We start from the raw sequence: 17,996 nt of genomic DNA on the forward strand, positions 1-17,996 counted from the left end.
TGTGCCGTCGGCTTCGGTCCGGTTCAGTGGCGTGGTGACCGGCGCACCGTCAGGACGGCCACGTCGTCGTGCCGGCCGCCGCCGCCCGCGTACGCGCGGGCGTCCTCGTACAGGGCCCGGGGCAGCTCGGTGGGGGAGAGGTCGAGATGCTCGGCGAGGCGTTCGTCGACCGGGTAGAACGTGCCGTCGGCGGCCCGGGTCTCGGTGAGGCCGTCGGTGCTCAGCAGCAGCGTCGCGCCCTCCGGGAACGCGAACCAGCCCACGATCGTGGGTTCCAGCGCCAGTTCGGCGAGGCCGAGCGGGACCCCGGAGTCCAGCGCGGCCGTGGTGACCGTGCCCTCGTGCAGCACATGCGGCGGGACATGCCCGCAGTTGACGGCCTGCACCTCGTCGCCGTGCGCGTCGATGCCGATCACGAGGGCGGTGACGAAGCGCTCGTCGTCACCGGTGTGCTCGGCGTAGGAGTTGTGCCGCACGACCGCCGCGTCCAGGGCGTCGACGAGGGCGGTGAGCGTGGGCTCGCGATGGGCGGCCTCACGGAAGGTGCCGATCACGGCGAACGCGGCGCCCACGGCGGCCAGTCCCTTGCCCTGGACGTCTCCGATCAGCACCCGGGTCCCCCAGGGCGAGTCGACGACGTCGTAGATGTCCCCACCGACCAGCCGGTCCTCCTGGAGGGGCTCGTAGACGCCGTTGACCAGCACGTCGCCGGTGAGCAGCGGGAGAGGGTGCAGGATGTGCCGCTGCATGGCCGCGGCCGTGGAACGCAGCCGGAACATCTCGTGCTCGCGCCGGATCCGCCGGTGGCAGGCGTACACCGACGCCACGCCCAGGGCGAGGGTGAGCAGCACGAGGAGGAGCCGGTCGAGCCAGCGGTCGGCGTCGACGTCGCGCACCACCGCCGTGGTGGTGACCACGAGCGTGGTCCACGCGGCGACGAACGCCGTCTGGCGGACCGTGCACAGCGCGGAGGCCGTGCCCGGCAGGAACACCAGCAGACCGAGCAGCCACACCTCGGACCCGGACAGCGCCCCGAGCGCCTCCACCACGGCGGTGACCGCCAGCACGCCGAGGATCAGTTCGGCGTTGCGCGGCGGCTCGATGGTCTCGAAGGCGTCGACGGCCTCGACAGGTCTCTTCCGGCGGATACCGGCCATGCCAACTCCCGGGCAGATCGTGATCTCCCCGTACGTTAAGCCGGGTCCTCCCACGGCCGGGAACCGCCCCGCCGGAGCGGCCGGAGCCGGGGGTCGACATGGACCTTCGGCCCGGCTCCGGCCCCGGCCGGGCGCTCACCGGCGAGCACCTGGCCGACGTCGTCGAGGGTCACCGTGGCGGCGACGAGCGGCCGGGGGTCGATCACGCCGGTGGCGTACGCGCGGATGGCGGCGTCGAGTCCGGGGGAGGCGGACAGGACACCGACGGCGGTGACGTCCTTGAGGACGAGCGCGCGAGTGTCGATCCGGCTGGGCACGGCGGCCAGCCCGATGTAGACCACGCGGCCGCCCGGCTCCACCCACTCCACTGCGCGGTGCGGCAGCCGGGCCGCGTTCGTGGCGTCGACGACGGCGTCGAAGGGGAGGTCCGGGAGGGAGTCCTCGGTCCAGGTGTGCTCGAATCCCAGACCGCGGGCAAAGGCGAGGGAGGCGGCGTTCTCGCCCATGAGGTGGACCTCCGCACCCGCGGCCCGGAGGAACAGCGCGACCAGCAGCCCGATCGTCCCGGGGCCCAGGACCAGGGCCCGGTCCCCCGGCCGGGGCGCGGCCGCCTCCGCCGCGCGCAGCGCGTTGCCGCCCGGCTCCACCAGTGCGCCGAGCACCGCGTCCACCGAGTCCGGCAGGCCGTGCAGGGACGTGGCCGGTACGGCGAGCCGCTCCGCCAGGGCACCGGCCAGACCGCCGCGGATGCCGACCTCCAGGCGCCGCTCACAGACGTGCTGGTCGCCCCGGAGGCACCGGCGGCAGCCGCCGCAGCCCAGCATCGTGTCGCCCATGACGCGCCGGCCGACCCAGCCCGGGTCGACACCGTCCCCGGCCGCCGACACCCGCCCGGCCCACTCGTGGCCGATGCGCATCGGATAGGCCGCGTGCCCCTGGTGGAGGTAGGCCATCGTGCCGGTGAAGAACTCCATGTCGGTACCGCACACGCCGACCCGCTCCACGTCGACGACGACCTCCCCGGGCCCGGCCACCGGCGCCGGGAGCTCCTGGACCTCGTACGAGCCGGGGGCGGTGAGGACGAACGCGCGCATGAGGTCCACGGGTCTTTCTCCAGGGCTGGTCGGATGCCGGGCGGCCGGGGCCGGGGCCGGGGACAGGCGTGGGCGTGGGCGTGGGTGTGGGCAGGGTCGTCAGCGGGGTATCGGGTGGGACCTCATCGGTGCGGCTCGCCCAGGGGCCCGAGCAGCGCGCGGATCTCGTCGAGCGCGCCGACCAGGGCCGCCAGGGGCGTCCGGTAGGTGAGCGCGCTGACACTCACGGCCCCGGACGGGACGGTCGGCGAGGTCAGGAACACCGGCAGCGCCACGCAGTTGACCCCGGTCTCGGTCTCCTGGTCGTCGACGCCGTGGCCCCGGGCGCGGGTGGCCGCCAGCTCCCGGTGCAGCGCGGCGGCCGTGCACAGCGTCCGGGGCGTACGACGCTCCAGGGACGAGCCGCCGACCCACGCGTCCACCTCCGTCGGGGTGCCCAACCGCCCGGCGAGCAGCAGCTTCCCGACGGCGGTGGTGTGGGCCGGGTTGCGCCCGCCGACCGTCGACGTCAACCGGACGGCGCCGTCGGGCGGGTCGACCTTGGCCCGGTACACGACCTCCCGGCCGTCGAGCACCGCGTAGTGCGCGGTCTCCCCGAAACGGTGGGCCAGAGCTTCCAGCACCGGGCGGACGCGGACGTGCTCCGGCCGCGCCTCGTGGTGCGCGAAGGCCATGCGCAGGAACTCGTCGCCGAGCCCGTAACGCCCCCGCGCGTCCTGGTCGGCGAGCCCGGCCCGGCGCAGCGCGACCAGCGCCCGGTGCACCGTCGGCTTGGGGCTGCCGACCACCCGGGTCAGCTCCTCCAGACCCACCCCGCCCGGATATCCGGCCAGCTCCTTCAGGACCGCCAACACCCGGTCCGCCCCCACGAGACGGCCGCCCCCGGCACCCGTCGGGCCATCCTCCGCGGGGTCTGTCGCGCTCCCGTACGCCTGCGTATGCTTCATCGCGTTCCAGACTGTAGACCGCCGTACCGATAGTCGGAAGGGGCTCCGGGTGACGCTCCGCAGCGCGCAGTGGTACGGGGGACAGGACCGCAACGCCTACATCCACCGGGCGTGGATGCGACGGGGCGTGCCGGGCGACGCCTTCACCGGCCGCCCGCAGATCGCCATCGCCAACACCGCCTCGGACCTCACCCCCTGCAACGCGCACCTGGACGAGGTCGCCGCCTCGGTGCGCAACGGCGTGTACGAGGCGGGCGGCATCCCGCTGGACCTGCCGGTGGTGTCGCTCGGCGAGACGAACGTGCGGCCCACCGCGATGCTGTGGCGGAACATGGCCGCGATGGCCACGGAGGAGATGCTGCGGGCCAACCCCGTCGACGGCGTGGTGCTCCTCGGCGGCTGCGACAAGACCATCCCCTCCCTGCTGATGGCCGCCGCCTCGGTGGATCTCCCCGCGGTCGTGGTCCCCGGCGGACCGATGCTCAACGGCACCTTCCGCGGCGCCCTGCTGGGCTGCGGCACCGGCGTGTGGCAGCTCTCGGAGGAGGTCCGGGCGGGCACGCTCTCCCAGGAGCAGTTCGTACGCTCCGAGTCGGCGATGATCCGCAGCCGGGGCCACTGCAACACGATGGGCACCGCGTCGACGATGGCGCTGGTCGCCGAGGCGCTGGGCACGGTGGTGCCCGGTCTGGCCGGGACCCCCGCCGCCGACAGCCGGCTGCTGGAGGCCGCGCACCACACCGGCCGGCTGGCCGTGGACATGGTGGGCGCCGACCGGCGGCCGGGCACCTTCCTGACCGAGGCGTCCTTCCACAACGCGATCGTCGCCCTGGCGGCGATCGGCGGTTCCACCAACGCGGTCGTCCACCTCCTGGCGATCGCGGGCCGGTCGGGCGTCGACCTGACGCTGGACGACTTCGACCGCATCGGTTCCCGGGTGCCGGTCCTGGTCGACCTCCAGCCCGCCGGCCGCTTCCTGATGGAGGACCTGCACCGTGCCGGAGGGCTGCTCGCCGTCCTGCGGGAGGTCCGCGATCTGCTCGACCCCGACGCGCTGACCGTGACCGGCCGGCCGCTGGTCGACTTCCTCGACGACGCCCCCATCTGGGATGCCGAGGTCATCCGCACCCGCTCCGAACCGCTGGTCGCAGAGGGCGGCATCGCCGTCCTGCGCGGCAACCTCGCCCCCGACGGCGCGCTGATCAAACCCGCCGCCGCCTCACCGCACCTGCTCCGGCACCGGGGCCGGGCCGTCGTCTTCGACTCCATCGAGGACTTCCGCGCCCGTATCGACGACCCGGACCTCGACGTCGACGCCGACTCCGTCCTCGTCCTGCGCGGCTGCGGCCCCAAGGGCTACCCGGGCATGCCCGAGGTCGCCAACATGCCGCTGCCGAAGAAGCTCCTCGAACAGGGCGTCCGTGACATGGTCCGCGTCTGCGACGGCCGGATGAGCGGCACCGCGTACGGCACGGTCGTCCTGCACGTGGCGCCGGAGGCCGCGGCCGGCGGCCCGCTCGCCCTCGTCCGGACCGGTGACGTCGTCACCCTGGACGTGGCGGCCCGCCGCATCGACGTCGACGTGCCCGCGGACGAGCTGGCAGCGCGCACGCCCGACCGGGCCACACACGACGGGTTCGCCGCACCGCGCCGCGGCTGGGAACGCCTCTACGTCGACCACGTCCTCCAGGCCGACACCGGCGCCGACCTCGACTTCCTCCTCGGCTCCAGCGGCTCCGAGGTGAGCCGCGAGTCCCACTGACGCCGGACGGCGCTCCGCCGAGCCCCCGTGCGCCCTCCGCGGCCGTGCGACGGGCGGACACGGGGGATCGCTGGGATGCTGAACGAGGAACGCTGCCCGAGTTCCGACGGCTGGTGGTGGTGAACGCCATGGTGAGGTCCGGGGAGAGGGGGCAGGGGTCGGCATCCCGCGCCGATCCCCAGGGCGACCCGTTCCTGCCGACCCGCTTCGCGGTACCGGCCCGGCCCGCCACGTTCCTGCGGCGCGCACGTCTGGACGACCACCTCGACCAGGCCCTGAGCACACCGCTGACCGTGGTCAACGGGGCCGCCGGTGCCGGCAAGACCCTGCTGGTCGCCGACTGGGCGGCCCGGCGGGACCGGCCGGTCGCCTGGCTCACCACCGAGGCCGGCGACCAGGGCCCCGGCATGTTCTGGGCGTACGTCCTCCAGGCGCTCCGCGCGGCCGGCGTGCCCCTGCCGGCCGACATCGGCTGCCCGGCCGACGCCGGCCGCGTGGACCGCACCCTGCTGACCCGGCTCGCCGCCGAACTGGGCGCCCTGGAGCGGCCCGTCATCGTGGTGCTCGACGAGTACGACCGGGTGACCGACCCGGAGATCGCGGACCAGCTGGAGTTCGTCCTGCACCACGCGGCGTCCGGTCTCCGCCTGATCCTCGTCACCCGCACCGAACCCCTGCTGCCGCTGCACCGCCACCGGACGGCCGGCGACATCACGGAGATCAGGAACGCCGAACTCGCCTTCACGCCCGAGGAGGCGGCCGTCCTGCTGGACCAGCACGGCCTGCGGCACCCGGTACCCGCCGCGGAGGCGCTCGTGGAGCGCACCCGGGGGTGGGCGGCCGGTCTGCGGCTGTGCGCGCTGGCCGCGAGCGAGAACCCGGACCCGGAGACCTATCTGAAACGGTTCGAGGCGGAACGCACGGCCGTCGCCGACTTCCTGCTCGCGGAAGTGCTCGAACGGCAGACCCCCGAGACCCAGGACCTCCTCCTGCGGGTCAGCGTCCTGGACCGCTTCCGCCCCGAACTGGCCGACGCGCTCACCGAACGCGCCGACGCCGAGGGCATCCTGGCCGGGCTGCACCGGGGGAACGCGTTCGTCGAGGACCTCGGGCACGCCTGGTATCGCCTGCACCCCCTCTTCGGGGAGATCCTCCGCGCCCACCTGCGCATGCGCCACCCCGGCCTGGAACCCGTGCTCCACCGCCGGGCCGCCCAGTGGCTGCTCCGCTCGGACATGCTCCCGGAGGCGCTCGGGCACGGCGCCGACGCGGGCGACTGGGAGTTCACCGCCGGAGCCCTCGTCGACGACCTCGCCATCGGCCAGCTCTTCACCGGCCTGCGCTCCGACGACCTCACCGACCTGTTCTCCCACATGGACCCCGGGGCCACGAGCCCCGCCGCGGACCTCGTACGGGCCGCCCGTGAGCTCTCCCGGTGCGAGCTCGACCGGGGCCTGACCCACCTGCGGCACGCCGAACGGAGCCTCGCGGGGGAGGAGGACCGGGCACGGGCCCAGGACGAACCGGGCCCGGCGGCGGCCCGCCTGAGCTGCCTGCTGCTGGAGACGCTGGCCGCCCGGCTCACCGGCTCACCGGGCAGGGCGGAACAGGCCGCCGGGACCGCCGAGCGGCTGCGCGACCAGGTCCCCGCCCACCTCCTGGACCGGCACCCCGAACTCACCGCCCTGCTCCTCGCCCATCTGGGCTCCGCACGGCTGTGGGCCGGGCGCTTCGAGGAGGCGCGCACCGTCCTGTCGCTGGTCGCCGAAGGCTCCGACGGCGTGTCGACCGCGCTCCCGCGGGAGGACTCCCTCGGCCGACTGGCCCTCATCGACTATCTGAACGGCTGGCTCGGCAGAGCGGAACGCAAGGCCATGGCGGCACTGACCGTCTCCGAGCGGTACAGCCTGCCGCAGCCGTCCGGGTTCGGCGTCGCACGGCTCGTCCTCGCGGCCGTGGCCGTCGACCGGAGCGAACTACGGCTGGCCCGCGCCCATCTCGACGCGGCGGCCGACACCCCACCCGCGACGCGGGACCCGGTGACCGAGGCCGGCCGGGCCCTCGCGACCGCTCGTCTGCTGCTGGCCCGAGGCGACACCCGGGCCGCCCTGGCGGCGGCCGAACCGGCCGTGGCCGCCGATGTGGCCTCCCCCTGGGCGGAGGGCAACACGGCCCTGGTCGCCTCCGCCGCCCACCTCGCCCGAGGCCGGCCCGAGGCGGCCGCCGAACTGCTGCACGCCGTACCCGGCCACCAGCCGGTGTGCGCGGTGGGCGAGGCACGCGCCCGCCTGGCCGCGGGCGCGCCCCTCGCGGCCATCGAGCTGCTGGACGGGCTGCGCCCCGAGAACCCCACCGGCCCGGCGGTGACCGTACGGGCCTTGCTGGTCCGTGCCGAGGCCGCGCACGCCCTGGGCGACCAGGCCGCCGTGCGCCGACTCGTGGCCCAGGCGATCCAGGAGGCCCGGCGCGAGCGGCTGCGCCGGCCCTTCGCCGAGGCCGGCGGCTGGCTCCGGCCGCTGCTCGACACCGCCCCGCTGCGGAGCCTCGCGGCCGGCTGGCTCACCCCCCAGCCCGCCGGACAGCCCACGCGCACCGGCCCGCCCGCACCGGAGGAACGCCCGCGGGTCGTGGAGGAGCTCAGCGGCCGCGAACGCGATGTGCTGCGGCGCCTGGACCGGATGATGTCCACCGAGGAGATCGCCGCCGACCTGTGCCTGTCGGTCAACACCGTCAAGACGCACCTCAAGAGCGTCTTCCGCAAGCTCGCGGTCAACCGCCGCAACGACGCCGTACGCCGTGCCCGCGAGCTGCGACTCCTGTGACACCTGTGCCGCTGCACGTCTCGGTGACGCCGAACATGTTCACCGTCCGGCAGACCGACTCGGGGTGCCGGACGAACCAGGGCAGCAGCAAGCGCGCAACGGCGTGCAGGGCGGCGCCGTCCGCGGGCCCCGCGTCCCGGCACCCCCTGTGCGGCCGTGAGCCTGCTGCTATCTTCATAGTCAACGATGCACCTAGGTTCATCGTTGACTATGACGAGGGGCCGTCGCTGTGCCGACGGCGTCGACGAGAGGCGGTCGTTCCGTGCCGAGCGGTGCGTATCTGCGCTATGTCGCCCTGGGCGACAGTCAGACCGAGGGGCTCGGGGACGGTGACGACGACCGTGGTCCGCGGGGCTGGGCGGACCGGCTCGCCGAGCGGCTCGACCGGCACCGTCCCGGCCTCAGGTACGCCAACCTCGCGGTCCGTGGCCGCAAGGCCGGCGAGGTGCGCGCCGAGCAGCTCGCCCCGGCGCTCGCGATGCGCCCCGACCTCGCCACCGTGGTCGCCGGAGTCAACGACGTGCTGCGCCCGCGCGTCGACCTCGACGAGGTGGCGGGCCATCTGGAGGCGATGTTCGCCGCCCTCACCGCCCAGGGCGCCACGGTCGCGACCCTCACCTTCCCCGACGTGGGGCGCATCTCCCCGCTGGCCCGCCCGATCGGCCGCCGGGTGCTCGCCCTCAACGACCGCGTCCGGGAGGCCGCAGGCCGTCACGGCGTGGTGGTCGCGGAGACGGCGGTGCACGCCGCGGCGGCCGACCCACGACTGTGGAGCGCCGACCGGCTGCACGCGGGCCCGCTGGGGCACGAGCGCATCGCGGCCGCCGTGGCCCAGGCGCTCGACCTGCCGGGCAGCGACGACACCTGGACCCTGCCCCTGCCCGTCGAGGAGGCTCCCGTCGCCGCCTGGCGGGCGGTGGGTGCCGAGGCGCGCTGGATCGGTACCTTCCTCGGCCCCTGGCTCGGCCGCCGTCTGCGCGGCCGGTCCTCGGGCGACGGCCGTCAGGCCAAGCGGCCCACCCTCACGCCCCTGACCACACCCACTGACCAGGCGTCCGGCCAGGACCCCCGCCAGGGCCTGTCCGGCAGGGCCTAGACGCGAGGGCGCGCCGCGGCCGCGCGCTGGTCGAGTCTGCGCAGGGCCATGTCCCCCCACTGCAGGTTCTCCCGCTCCAGGGACATCCCGCGCAGCAGTGTGAGGTACGGGCCGACGCGTTCGGCCTCGGTGAAGTAGGCCTCCTCCGAGCGTCCGTCGAGGAGGCGTTGGCGCAGCCTCTCGTAGTGGGCGAGCTTGGTGGTGGCCCACTCCATGCGCTGGGTGATGGCGGCCCGAACCGCCTCGCTGTCGCCGACGTCCACGCACTGCACCTTGACCATCAGCTCGTCCCGGATCACCTCCGGCTTCCCGGGCGGCTCGGCGGTGTAGGCGCGCACGGCCTCGCGCCCGGCCCGGGTCAGCGAGAACAGGCGCTTGTTGGGGCGGCGTTCCTGTTCGACGACGCGGGCCGTGACCAGCCCTTCGGCCTCCATGCGTTCCAGCTCCCGGTAGAGCTGCTGGGGAGTCGACATCCAGAAGTTGGCGACCGTCGCGTCGAACGCCTTCGCGAGGTCGTATCCGGACGCCTCGCCCTCCAGCAGCGCGGCCATCACCGCGTTCCGCAAAGCCATGGGCACACGCTAGCAGCGCGGTGATCACTCAACGGGGTGACCATTCCCTGCCCTTTCGCCGTGTGGACAAGGGTGACGCACCCCTCTAGTCTCCTCATGGCTTACTCAACTCGTTGAATATGAATCTCTGTGAGAGGTGGGTTCATGCACGCCTTCCGTAAGGCCGTGGAGAGCGGCGACATGGAGGCCGTCGCCGCCCTGCTGGCCGACGATGTCGTCTTCACCAGCCCGGTCGCGTTCAAGCCGTATCCGGGCAAGGCGATCACCGCCGCGATCCTGCGGGGTGTGTCCCGGGTCTTCGAGGACCTCACGTACGTCCGCGAGATCGCCAACCCCGACGGGCGCGACCACGCCTTCGTCTTCACCGCGACCGTCGCCGGCAAGCGGCTCCAGGGCTGCGACTTCCTGCACTTCGACGACGACGGGAAGATCGACGAGTTCACGGTGATGGTCCGACCGCTCTCCGCCGCCCAGGCGCTGTCCGAGGCGATGGGCGCACAGTTCGAGCAGATCGCCCGCGAGGCGGCCGAAGGCTGACCATGCGTTGTCAGCGCCCGTTCGTAGGATCTCGGCATGTCCGATGCCTTCACGGTCCTGTGGACCCACGACACGTGCCGTGCCCTGCGCACGGCGGGGCGCGAGGGCGAGCGCCCGCCCGTCGCCTTCAGCGGTGTCCATTCCTCGCTCCCCGCCTGGTCGGGCGCCCGCCCCGACGACGAGGTGTACGCGCTGCACGTGAACCGGGGCGAGGTACTGGTGGTGAGCCGGATGCGCGTGGTCGACAGGGAGCGGCGCGACTGCTGCGGCGCCGCTCCGGCGACCTGGAGCGACCCGGGGTTCCCCGGACACCACGCATGGTCGGCGCTCGGCGCGGGCGGCTGCGGGGCCGAGGCCGTGCACGTGGACGCCACACCGGTGCGCTTCGACCTGCCGATACCCGGCGACCTCCTCGGACGCCTGACCTGGCGCAACCGCCGAGGACAGACCCGGAACCTGAAGTACGTGGCGGACGGACGACTGCAGCGCGCGGTCAGCCTCCAGGGGTTCTACCGGCTCGCGCCCGAGTCGGCGGACGACCTCGCGGCGGTGCTCGACGGCACCGCCGCCCGCCCCGGTCCGCCGGTCAGTCCACTGCCGGGTTCCGCGGGGCCCCCGCTCGCGTGAACCCGTGGCTCCGCTCCACCTTCGCCACATGCAGCGAGTAGCTCTGGTACCACTGGGCACGCCCGCGCTTCTGCGCCGTGCGGTGCTCGACGTCGGTACGCCACCGCGTCAGCGCGTCGGCGTCACGGAAGTAGCTGACGGTGATGCCCAGCCCGCCGGGGGTCTGCGCATGGTCCATCCCGAGGTAACCGGGGAGGGACTTCACCAGCTCCTCCATACGCGCGTTCGTCTCCGCGTAGCCCTCCTGATCCTCGGTCCGCACGGTGGTGAACACAGCCACGTAGTAAGGGGGTTCGTAGGCCTCGACGGGCGCGACAGTTGCTTCTGAGTGATCGCTCATGGCGCTACCGTACGGAGCGCATCGGGCCCAGTCGCCTCCCTGCCCACCTGGACCGTGCGGAAGCCTCGGCGGTAGGCCGACGGCGAGGTGCGCATGATCTTGGTGAAGTGGTGTCGGTAGGTCACGGGTGACTCGAAGCCGACAGCGGCCGAGACCTCCTCCACGGAGGCCTGTGAGGTCTCCAGCAGCGGCAGGCTCGCGCGGACCCGCTGTGAGCCCTGTGCATCGTGAAAACTGCACGTCAATCGGCCTGGTGTGCGTAGGCATCGGGAGGCTCGGGCAGGTCCGGGGCGGCAGTCCACCGACAAGATCGTCCGTCAGCGGGCGACCTCGCGGTTCGTCAGGACCAGCAGGGTTCGCGGCAGAGCACGAGGACGATGTTGTCCTCGGCCGACTGTGTGTCGGGCAGGACACCACCGACCCGCGGGGGCTGCGTGTCATCACAGCCGTCAAGTAAGGCGGCGGCCAGCAACCACGCAGCGCACCGGAACGGTTCGTACGCGCTGTCAGGTGAGGCGGCGTAGACCGCGGAGCAGGAGCCAGCCGATCATCCAGAACTCGCCGACCGTGGCGGGCACAACGAGGAGTTCCGCAATCGGACCGGCGGACGGGGCGAGGTAGGTGACGAACACGCTCAGCAGGTAGCCGACTCCGCCGGCGACGAGGATCCAGCCCAGCGGTCGCGGTGTCCAGCCGGAGCGTAGAGCCGCGAGGCCCATGGGGATGAGCCAGAGTCCGAAGAAGACGTTGCCGACGCCCCATATGTTCTCGCTGATGAGGTACATGAGCTGGCTGGTGTCCTCGCCGACCGGGTCGAGTGCCGCGTCGAGCGCAGTGGCGAGGAACGCGGCGCTGCCGAGTATGGCCACGGCGTTGACGGTGCCGAAGACGGCGGTTGCCCCGGCGGCGAACGGGTCGACCGGCCGGAAGAGCCGGTAGAACCACAGCGCGGCCAGCACCTGGGTCACCACAATCGCCAGCTCCAGGGCGATGCCGGTCCGGGCGAGGGTCTCGTGTTCGAGGAGCTGGGTGAGTGTGCCCGCAGGGTCGTCCTGGTCGAAGAGCTGTGGGCGGATGACCAGGAAGCCAAGCATGCCGCTGATGCCGAGACCGAGGTAGAGCAGGCCGGTGACGCGAGCCGTGGCAGGGTCGGGCTGTGCTGCCGTACTCGTATCCGGGGTGGCGGTAAGAGCCATCGTATCTCCAGGTGAGAGAAGCCTTACCGTGTAAGGACACCATACGTTGTAAGGTGACGGCAAGAGGCTTGAGTGAGGAGTACGACGGCGTGACCCCGAGACCGGCGCGGAAGTCCCTGAGCCGCGAGCGTGTGCTGGCGGCGGCTATGCGGCTGGCGGACAGCGAGGGCCTGAGCGCGGTGACCATGCGCCGCCTCGCGTCCTCACTCGGAGTGGAGGCGATGTCGCTCTACCATCACCTGCCCGGCAAGGAAGGGCTGCTCGACGGGCTGGTGGAGGCAGTGGTCGCGGAGGTCCGGGCCGAGACCGTACGGGCCGGGCAGGAGGGAGGCGGCTGGCGCTCGGAGCTGCGGAGCCGGTGCCTGACCGCGCGCGAGGTGATGCTCCGTCACCCGTGGGCTCCGGGGCTCATAGGCTCGCGACGGGTCATCCCGGTCAGTCTGTACGGCTACTTCGAGGAGGTTCTGGCGACCCTGATCTGTGGCGGGTTCTCCTACCACCTCGGCCACCGGGCGCTGCACGCCCTCGGCAGCATGGTGCTCGGGTTCGCTCAGGAGCTGTTCAGCCCTGCCACGGCTGACGGCGACGTCGACACCGACGCCGCCGAGGAGGACCTCGCCGTGATGGCCGACGCATTTCCGCACCTCACGGCCATGGTGTCGGCCGAGTTGCACGATGCCGACGACCCGACGCTCGGCTGGTGTGACAGTCAGGCGGAGTTCGAGTTCACGCTCGACCTGCTCCTGGACGGCCTCGACCGCGCCCGTCGCTGACAGGGCCTGTGTGGACGGCCGCCAAGGCCCAGCCCTGTTTGTGGAGTACGCTGCAACCGGGAGCGCAGGCGCCTATGCAACCCGGTTGGCCCGCCCGTGTGCAGGTCACCGGGCCCGCGCCGCAGCCCGCACCAGCGGACTTGCTGGGCAGCCTGTTCCGCCTTCCGGGGCCATTGCCGACCATTGAGCACTGTGCTCGGGAGGCTCGTGCTGGTCGCGGGCGGATGACTTCGGTGTAGATCACCGGTCAGCGGGCAACTTCACGGTTCGTCAGTACCAACAAAGCCCTGACCAGCGTGGTCGCCCACTTCGGGTCGGTGCGGACCTTGCCCAGGACCCTCCAGTTCTTCAGGTGGGCGAAGCCGTGCTCGACCGGGGCACGGACCGCGGCCAGCGCCTTGTTGGACAGCTTCTGACCTCGGGTCAGAGGCCGGTTCCGGGCGGCCTTGTAGCCGGTGATCACCGCCGGGTCGGCGTCCGGACCGCTGTCGTCGAGGCCGACGAACCCCAGGTCGGCGATCGCACCGAGGCCGGCAGCCCGCAGGTGGGCGGTGAGCTTGCCGTGACGGCAGGCGGTGATCTCCGAGGTGCGTCCGGGACGTGCGGCGGAGACCCAGATCAGCCGGCCCTTGTCATCGGTGAGCGCGATCACGAGCAGGCCGTGGCATTTGTGCTTGCCGGAATAGTTCTTCCGGTTCGCCATGCCGGTACGGCGCCGGGTGCGTATCAGGGAGCCGTCCAGCAGTACGACTCCGCCACCCTTTCGGGCGATCTTCTTCAGCGCGCGGTCCAGGCGCGGGGCACGGGTGGCCAGCAGGCCGACGACTTCCCGCACCCACCGGGTGACGGTGGTGCGGTGGATGCCGTTGCCACCGGCCAGGTCGCCGGGCCGCTGGTCACAACGCAGGACCGCCAGCACGATGCCGGCGATCTTCCCGGCGGGCAGCGCCCGCCACCGCGAGCCGATCTTCTTCAGATGACCGCGTATCAGGTCGGCGAGCCAGTTCAAGGTCGCGCTCGACAACGGCAGGCGGGCGGTGTAAACAAGGCCGTCAGGACTCTCGGCGAGACTGTTGTTTTTTCTTCACACCAAACTCAACTGCCGCCGAAGGCCCGCCAGTTACGGCCAGCCCCGCGCGGCTACGAACGTGCGGTGAACCGCCCGTCGGGACGCTTGTGCAGCCAGCCGCGGTCGGCGAGCTTGGTCATCTTCGCCCGCAACGGCTCCAGCTTGCCGCGCACCGAGGCGTCCAGGCCCAGCCGCTCGCCGACCGCCCTGACCTGCACCGGGCCGTCGGCCTCCCGCACGATCGCCAGGATCTTTCGGTAGTCGCCGGGCAGCGCGCCCTCATCGGCCGCGTCGCTGCGGTGCGGGATGAGCAGGACTGCCCGCCCGGCTACCTTCGCCGATACCGGAGCGACAGCCTCGGCGTCGGCCTGAGCCTGCTCGGCCAGGCGGTTCAACACCCGCTCCGCGATCGCCAGTTCGTCCCGCTCGACCTAGACCTCCTGAAGCTGCTTGGTCAACTCCTCGGCGAGAGCGTACGGTTCGTTCCGGCGAGCGGTGATCCACTGCCGCTCCTGCATCCCGGGCCCTCCCGCGATCTCATGGCGTGCCGACCTGCCGACGGATCGTAGGCGGGGGCAGGTCGTGGGCGCAGCCGAACCCGGCATCCCGCCGGAACCAGACTCGCCCGATGATCTACACCAAGGTCATCTGCCGCCGACCGGCGCGAGTACCCCAGTCGTCATTCACACCAGGCCCACGACCTGCGACTTCACGATGCACACCACTCTGTGAGATCAGCCAGCGGATCGGTGAGATCCCCTGGCTCCTCGCGAAGTGCCGCAGATAGCTGCGCTCGGACATCCGCGCCTCGCGGGCCAGCGTGCCCACCGTGATCGGTCCGCCCAGGTTCTTCAGCGCCCACGCCATGCTCCGCGCGAGTCCGTCGTCCTCCGGCGGGGCCGCCACCGACGCCTCGATGTACTGCGCCTGGTCGCCGTCCCGGTGCGGCTGGATCACCAGGCGGCGTGCCACCGTATTGGCCAGCTCCGTCCCGAAGTCCTTGCGCACCAGGTGCAGGAACAGATCCAGACTGGCGGCACTGCCGGCACCGGTCAGGACGTCGCCCTCGTCCACGTACAGCGGATTCGGATCCACCTCGACCAGCGGGTGGCGGGTGCGCAGCAGACCGGCCCACCGCCAGTGCGTGGTGGCGCGCCGGCCGTCCAGCAGTCCGGCCGCCGCCAGCTTGTAGGCGCCCGTGCACGTGGAGACTACGCGCGCACCGGCCCGGTGCGCGGCGCGCAGCTCCTCGATCAGCGCGTCGGACGGCGGTGCGTCCAGATCGGCGCTGCTGGGCACGATGACGGTGTGGGCGGTGCGCAGCTGCCGCAGCCCATAGCGCGTGGTCAGCACGGCACCGCCCGCCAGGGGGACGGAGGTGGGCCGCTCCGCGCAGAGCCGCAGCTCGTAGCGTCCGGGGATCAGGTCGCCCAGGTACGGGCCGAAGACGGCCGTGGCCATGCCGACCTCGAAGGCCGAGGTCTCGTCCGTCACCAGCACGGCGACCCGGTAAGGGGCCTCTGCCCGCCGCTCTCTCATCGCTCGCTCCTCCCTCGGTATGACGGAGTCCCTGGCGGAATCTTATCGAAGGGTGTCATTGCCGCCACTGGTCCGCGTCGTGCGCTCACGGAAGGCTGGTGATGTCAGCAGGACGAAGAGACGCAGAGACGTATCGGCGCAGAGACGCAGGGATGAAGAGAGGTGGAGACGGAATGTACGCACCGGGTATCGCCTTCAAGCGCTTCTTCCGTGACGTGGTGTACGGCATCGACACGGCCCACGCGATCCGTCACGGGCTGCGGCCGGCGCCCCCGCCCGCGCACTGGAACGACTGAGCGGCGCGCCGGGGGCGCCGAGCTCACTTCCGGCCGGACGCCAGCGTGTTGCCGATGGAGGCGAGCACGACCGCCACGATCCCGGCGATCTGCCAGGCACGCACCCGTGTCAACGCCGCCCGTCACGGCCAGTCGTTTCCTATCGTCCAGTCGGACTGGAGACGGCTGCGGGAGAACATCGACGGCCGTTACGACGCGATCGTCTGCCTCGGGAGCTCCTTCCCCCATCTCTTCCAGGAGTCCGAGCGCCGAGCGGTCCTCGCCGAGTTCCATCAGGCGCTGAACCCCGGCGGTGTGCTCGTCGTCGACCACCGCAACTTCGACGCCATCCGCCGCCACCGCTACCGCAGCAGTGGCAACTACTACTACTGCGGGACGGGGGCCTCGGTCTCGGTCGCGCACATCGACGACCGGCTCTGCCGTTTCCGCTACGACTTCCCCGGCGGCGACACCCACCATTTGGAGGTGTACCCGATCCTGTCCGCCGAACTGTCCGACCTGCTCGTGGACTCCGGATTCGCGGCGGTCGAGGAATTCGGTGACTTCGACCGGAACTTCGACGACGACACCACCGATTTCATCATCCACGTCGCCAGGAAGCCCTGACACGACCGGCCCACACCAGTTGGTCGGACAGGTAGAGAAAGGCACCGGTTGTGGCAACCGAGACTTCGCCACCCACACCACGCTCACGCGTCGTCGCCGCGTTCGTCATCACGGCGCTGCTGACCAGCTTCGTGGCGGCCACCTACGGATTCGGGTTCTATCTCTTCGCGCAGATCGTCACCGACATGCGCAAGGACCTCGGCTTCGGCTACACCGTCGTCGGTACGGTCACGGCGTCGGGACAGCTCGGATTCCTGCTGTTCGCGCTGCTCGGCACCTGGCTCTCCACCCGAGTGGGCGGCGGTCAGGTGACCATCGGCTCGGCCGCCCTGTGCGGTCTGTGCCTGGTGCTCATACCGCTCACGGACAGCATCGTCGTCATCGGTGTGCTGCTCACGATCATGGGCGGCACGGCGGCCTCCGTCTATGTACCGCTGGTCGAGATCGTCGGCAGGACCATCGACTACGAACACCGCGGCAAGGTGCTGGGCCTGATCTCCAGCGGCACCAGCTACGGCGTCTTCGTCAACAGTCTCCTGGTCCCGTCGTTCGTCGGCGCCGGCAACTGGCGCGGCCTCTGGTACTGCGTCGGACTCGGCACCCTGACCTCCACCGCCATCGCGGCCTTCGCCTTCCACGGGCTGGGACTGTTCCGGAGCGAGCGGGCCTCCGATCCGGCCGGCGACGCGCTGGGCCCCCGAACCCCGGGGACCACGGTCCGCGACGACAGCGCGCGGGCGGGCTGGCGCATGGTGCTCGTCCCCAGAGCACGACACCGGCGACGTCGAGGTGGAGTTCGAGGTCCTCGCAGCGCGCGGCCGGCCAGCGCAGTCCCGCGTGGACGTGCGAGTTGGGTGGGGAAGAAGGCTTCACCGCTGGGCCGGTGGTCGAGAGACCATCCGGCCGGCAAGTCCTTTGAACGGGTGCATGTCACGGCACCCTGCCCGCCGACCGGTCTCGCGCCGCCGGGTCCGACGCGCTGTCACGTGACCGCCCCGGCGGCCGCTCCCGTTCTGAGATCGGGGCCCCATCGGTCGATCGCCGACCGGAGGTCCAGCGGGAGCGGTTTCTGGTTCTCGTCCGAGATCGGCCAGTCGGCGCGTGGGGTGCGCCACAGCACCTCGAACTCGTTGCCGTCCGGGTCCACGCCGTGCAGGGACTTGGCCGTCAGGAAGTCGGTGCTCCCGGTCAGAGCCTGGCGCGCCTTGAGCAGCTCCGCCGTCTCGGCGAGTTCACCCATCGCGTCCGACGGGATCAGCCACGCGGGGTCGTCCGGTCGATGACGGACCGCGGATCGGCGCCGATCCGCTCGAAGGAGGAGAGCCTGTGACGCCGGGATCCCCTGGGGGCGGGTCGGCACGGGTGCCGAACCAGCGGTGCAGCCCCAGGGGAGCTGACCGGCGCCGCGGAATCGGCGGCGGGGAAGAGCAGCACCCCGCAGGCCGGCCGCAGCAGTGCGGAGGCGCTCGTCCCGGCCCGCAGCCGACCAGGTGCTCCTGCAGGACTCGGCAGCCGGGCAGCGAAAGGTCGCGGAGCCCGACCTCGTGACGGGCCTCCAGGCCG

Annotated in this window: 19 protein-coding genes; 9 read left to right on the forward strand and 10 right to left on the reverse strand. The window is 72.1% G+C overall.

Going from position 1 to position 17,996, the window contains the following annotated elements; genetic code table 11:
- Positions 1 to 23: 23 nt before the first annotated feature.
- From E4N62_RS20730 to E4N62_RS20740, 3 genes are all read right to left on the reverse strand, one after another.
- Positions 24 to 1,157: a PP2C family protein-serine/threonine phosphatase gene (locus tag E4N62_RS20730; RefSeq protein WP_230216523.1), complete on the reverse strand. Its 1,134-nt coding sequence runs from the start codon at positions 1,155 to 1,157 to the stop codon at positions 24 to 26.
- 35 nt (positions 1,158 to 1,192) lie between these two features.
- A complete protein-coding gene (locus E4N62_RS20735; RefSeq protein WP_230217039.1) occupies positions 1,193 to 2,251 on the reverse strand; it encodes a zinc-binding dehydrogenase in 1,059 nt (352 codons plus the stop codon).
- Between the two features lie 122 nt (positions 2,252 to 2,373).
- A complete protein-coding gene (locus E4N62_RS20740; RefSeq protein WP_230216525.1) occupies positions 2,374 to 3,198 on the reverse strand; it encodes an IclR family transcriptional regulator in 825 nt (274 codons plus the stop codon).
- 49 nt (positions 3,199 to 3,247) lie between these two features.
- On the opposite strand from E4N62_RS20740, the gene E4N62_RS20745 reads away from it, so the two are divergent.
- The 3 genes from E4N62_RS20745 to E4N62_RS20755 all read left to right on the forward strand — a co-directional run bounded on the left by E4N62_RS20745 (position 3,248) and on the right by E4N62_RS20755 (position 8,878).
- Entirely contained in the window at positions 3,248 to 4,960 is a 1,713-nt protein-coding gene (locus E4N62_RS20745) for an IlvD/Edd family dehydratase (protein WP_230216527.1), read from the forward strand.
- 128 nt (positions 4,961 to 5,088) lie between these two features.
- Positions 5,089 to 7,782, forward strand: coding sequence for a LuxR C-terminal-related transcriptional regulator (locus E4N62_RS20750; RefSeq protein ID WP_230216529.1), 2,694 nt, complete (start codon positions 5,089 to 5,091; stop codon positions 7,780 to 7,782).
- A 262-nt stretch (positions 7,783 to 8,044) separates the two neighbouring features.
- A complete protein-coding gene (locus E4N62_RS20755; protein WP_230216531.1) occupies positions 8,045 to 8,878 on the forward strand; it encodes an SGNH/GDSL hydrolase family protein in 834 nt (277 codons plus the stop codon).
- Here E4N62_RS20755 and E4N62_RS20760 read toward each other — a convergent pair.
- Positions 8,875 to 9,450, reverse strand: a complete 576-nt coding sequence (locus E4N62_RS20760) for a PadR family transcriptional regulator (protein WP_230216533.1) — start codon at positions 9,448 to 9,450, stop codon at positions 8,875 to 8,877. The genes E4N62_RS20755 and E4N62_RS20760 overlap by 4 nt on opposite strands.
- Before the next feature lie 144 nt (positions 9,451 to 9,594).
- On the opposite strand from E4N62_RS20760, the gene E4N62_RS20765 reads away from it, so the two are divergent.
- Both E4N62_RS20765 and E4N62_RS20770 read left to right on the forward strand, forming a co-directional pair.
- Entirely contained in the window at positions 9,595 to 9,987 is a 393-nt protein-coding gene (locus tag E4N62_RS20765; RefSeq protein ID WP_184897599.1) for a nuclear transport factor 2 family protein, read from the forward strand.
- 36 nt (positions 9,988 to 10,023) lie between these two features.
- Positions 10,024 to 10,614, forward strand: coding sequence for a hypothetical protein (locus E4N62_RS20770; protein ID WP_230216535.1), 591 nt, complete (start codon positions 10,024 to 10,026; stop codon positions 10,612 to 10,614).
- On the opposite strand, the gene E4N62_RS20775 is transcribed toward E4N62_RS20770, so the two are convergent.
- The 3 genes from E4N62_RS20775 to E4N62_RS20785 all read right to left on the reverse strand — a co-directional run bounded on the left by E4N62_RS20775 (position 10,574) and on the right by E4N62_RS20785 (position 12,150).
- Positions 10,574 to 10,954, reverse strand: coding sequence for an antibiotic biosynthesis monooxygenase (locus E4N62_RS20775; protein WP_230216537.1), 381 nt, complete (start codon positions 10,952 to 10,954; stop codon positions 10,574 to 10,576). The genes E4N62_RS20770 and E4N62_RS20775 overlap by 41 nt on opposite strands.
- Entirely contained in the window at positions 10,951 to 11,256 is a 306-nt protein-coding gene (locus tag E4N62_RS20780; protein WP_230216539.1) for a helix-turn-helix domain-containing protein, read from the reverse strand. The genes E4N62_RS20775 and E4N62_RS20780 overlap by 4 nt, the downstream gene beginning before the upstream one ends.
- Positions 11,257 to 11,460: 204 nt before the next feature.
- On the reverse strand, positions 11,461 to 12,150 hold the full coding sequence (locus tag E4N62_RS20785; protein ID WP_230211609.1) for a DUF4386 domain-containing protein: 690 nt from the start codon (positions 12,148 to 12,150) through the stop codon (positions 11,461 to 11,463).
- 89 nt (positions 12,151 to 12,239) lie between these two features.
- On the opposite strand from E4N62_RS20785, the gene E4N62_RS20790 reads away from it, so the two are divergent.
- Positions 12,240 to 12,923 (forward strand): TetR/AcrR family transcriptional regulator, encoded by a 684-nt coding sequence (locus E4N62_RS20790; RefSeq protein ID WP_230211610.1) that lies wholly within the window; start codon positions 12,240 to 12,242, stop codon positions 12,921 to 12,923.
- Between the two features lie 247 nt (positions 12,924 to 13,170).
- Here E4N62_RS20790 and E4N62_RS20795 read toward each other — a convergent pair whose 3' ends face one another.
- From E4N62_RS20795 to E4N62_RS20805, 3 genes are all read right to left on the reverse strand, one after another.
- Positions 13,171 to 13,953, reverse strand: coding sequence for a transposase family protein (locus E4N62_RS20795; protein ID WP_230217041.1), 783 nt, complete (start codon positions 13,951 to 13,953; stop codon positions 13,171 to 13,173).
- Positions 13,954 to 14,063: 110 nt separating this feature from the next.
- On the reverse strand, positions 14,064 to 14,390 hold the full coding sequence (locus E4N62_RS20800) for a hypothetical protein (protein ID WP_230211612.1): 327 nt from the start codon (positions 14,388 to 14,390) through the stop codon (positions 14,064 to 14,066).
- A gap of 235 nt (positions 14,391 to 14,625) precedes the next feature.
- Entirely contained in the window at positions 14,626 to 15,531 is a 906-nt protein-coding gene (locus E4N62_RS20805) for a DJ-1/PfpI family protein (RefSeq protein ID WP_230216541.1), read from the reverse strand.
- Positions 15,532 to 15,704: 173 nt separating this feature from the next.
- Between E4N62_RS20805 and E4N62_RS48085 the strand changes: the two genes are divergently transcribed.
- The 3 genes from E4N62_RS48085 to E4N62_RS48790 are packed head-to-tail and all read left to right on the forward strand — an operon-like array spanning position 15,705 to position 17,716.
- Positions 15,705 to 15,827 (forward strand): hypothetical protein, encoded by a 123-nt coding sequence (locus tag E4N62_RS48085; protein ID WP_268269643.1) that lies wholly within the window; start codon positions 15,705 to 15,707, stop codon positions 15,825 to 15,827.
- Between the two features lie 54 nt (positions 15,828 to 15,881).
- On the forward strand, positions 15,882 to 16,433 hold the full coding sequence (locus tag E4N62_RS20810; protein WP_230216543.1) for a class I SAM-dependent methyltransferase: 552 nt from the start codon (positions 15,882 to 15,884) through the stop codon (positions 16,431 to 16,433).
- A 50-nt stretch (positions 16,434 to 16,483) separates the two neighbouring features.
- Entirely contained in the window at positions 16,484 to 17,716 is a 1,233-nt protein-coding gene (locus E4N62_RS48790) for an MFS transporter (protein ID WP_308185338.1), read from the forward strand.
- Positions 17,717 to 17,996: the final 280 nt, after the last annotated feature.

The organism is Streptomyces sp. MNU76, assembly GCF_020982545.1.
In the GTDB taxonomy this organism is placed as follows: domain Bacteria; phylum Actinomycetota; class Actinomycetes; order Streptomycetales; family Streptomycetaceae; genus Streptomyces.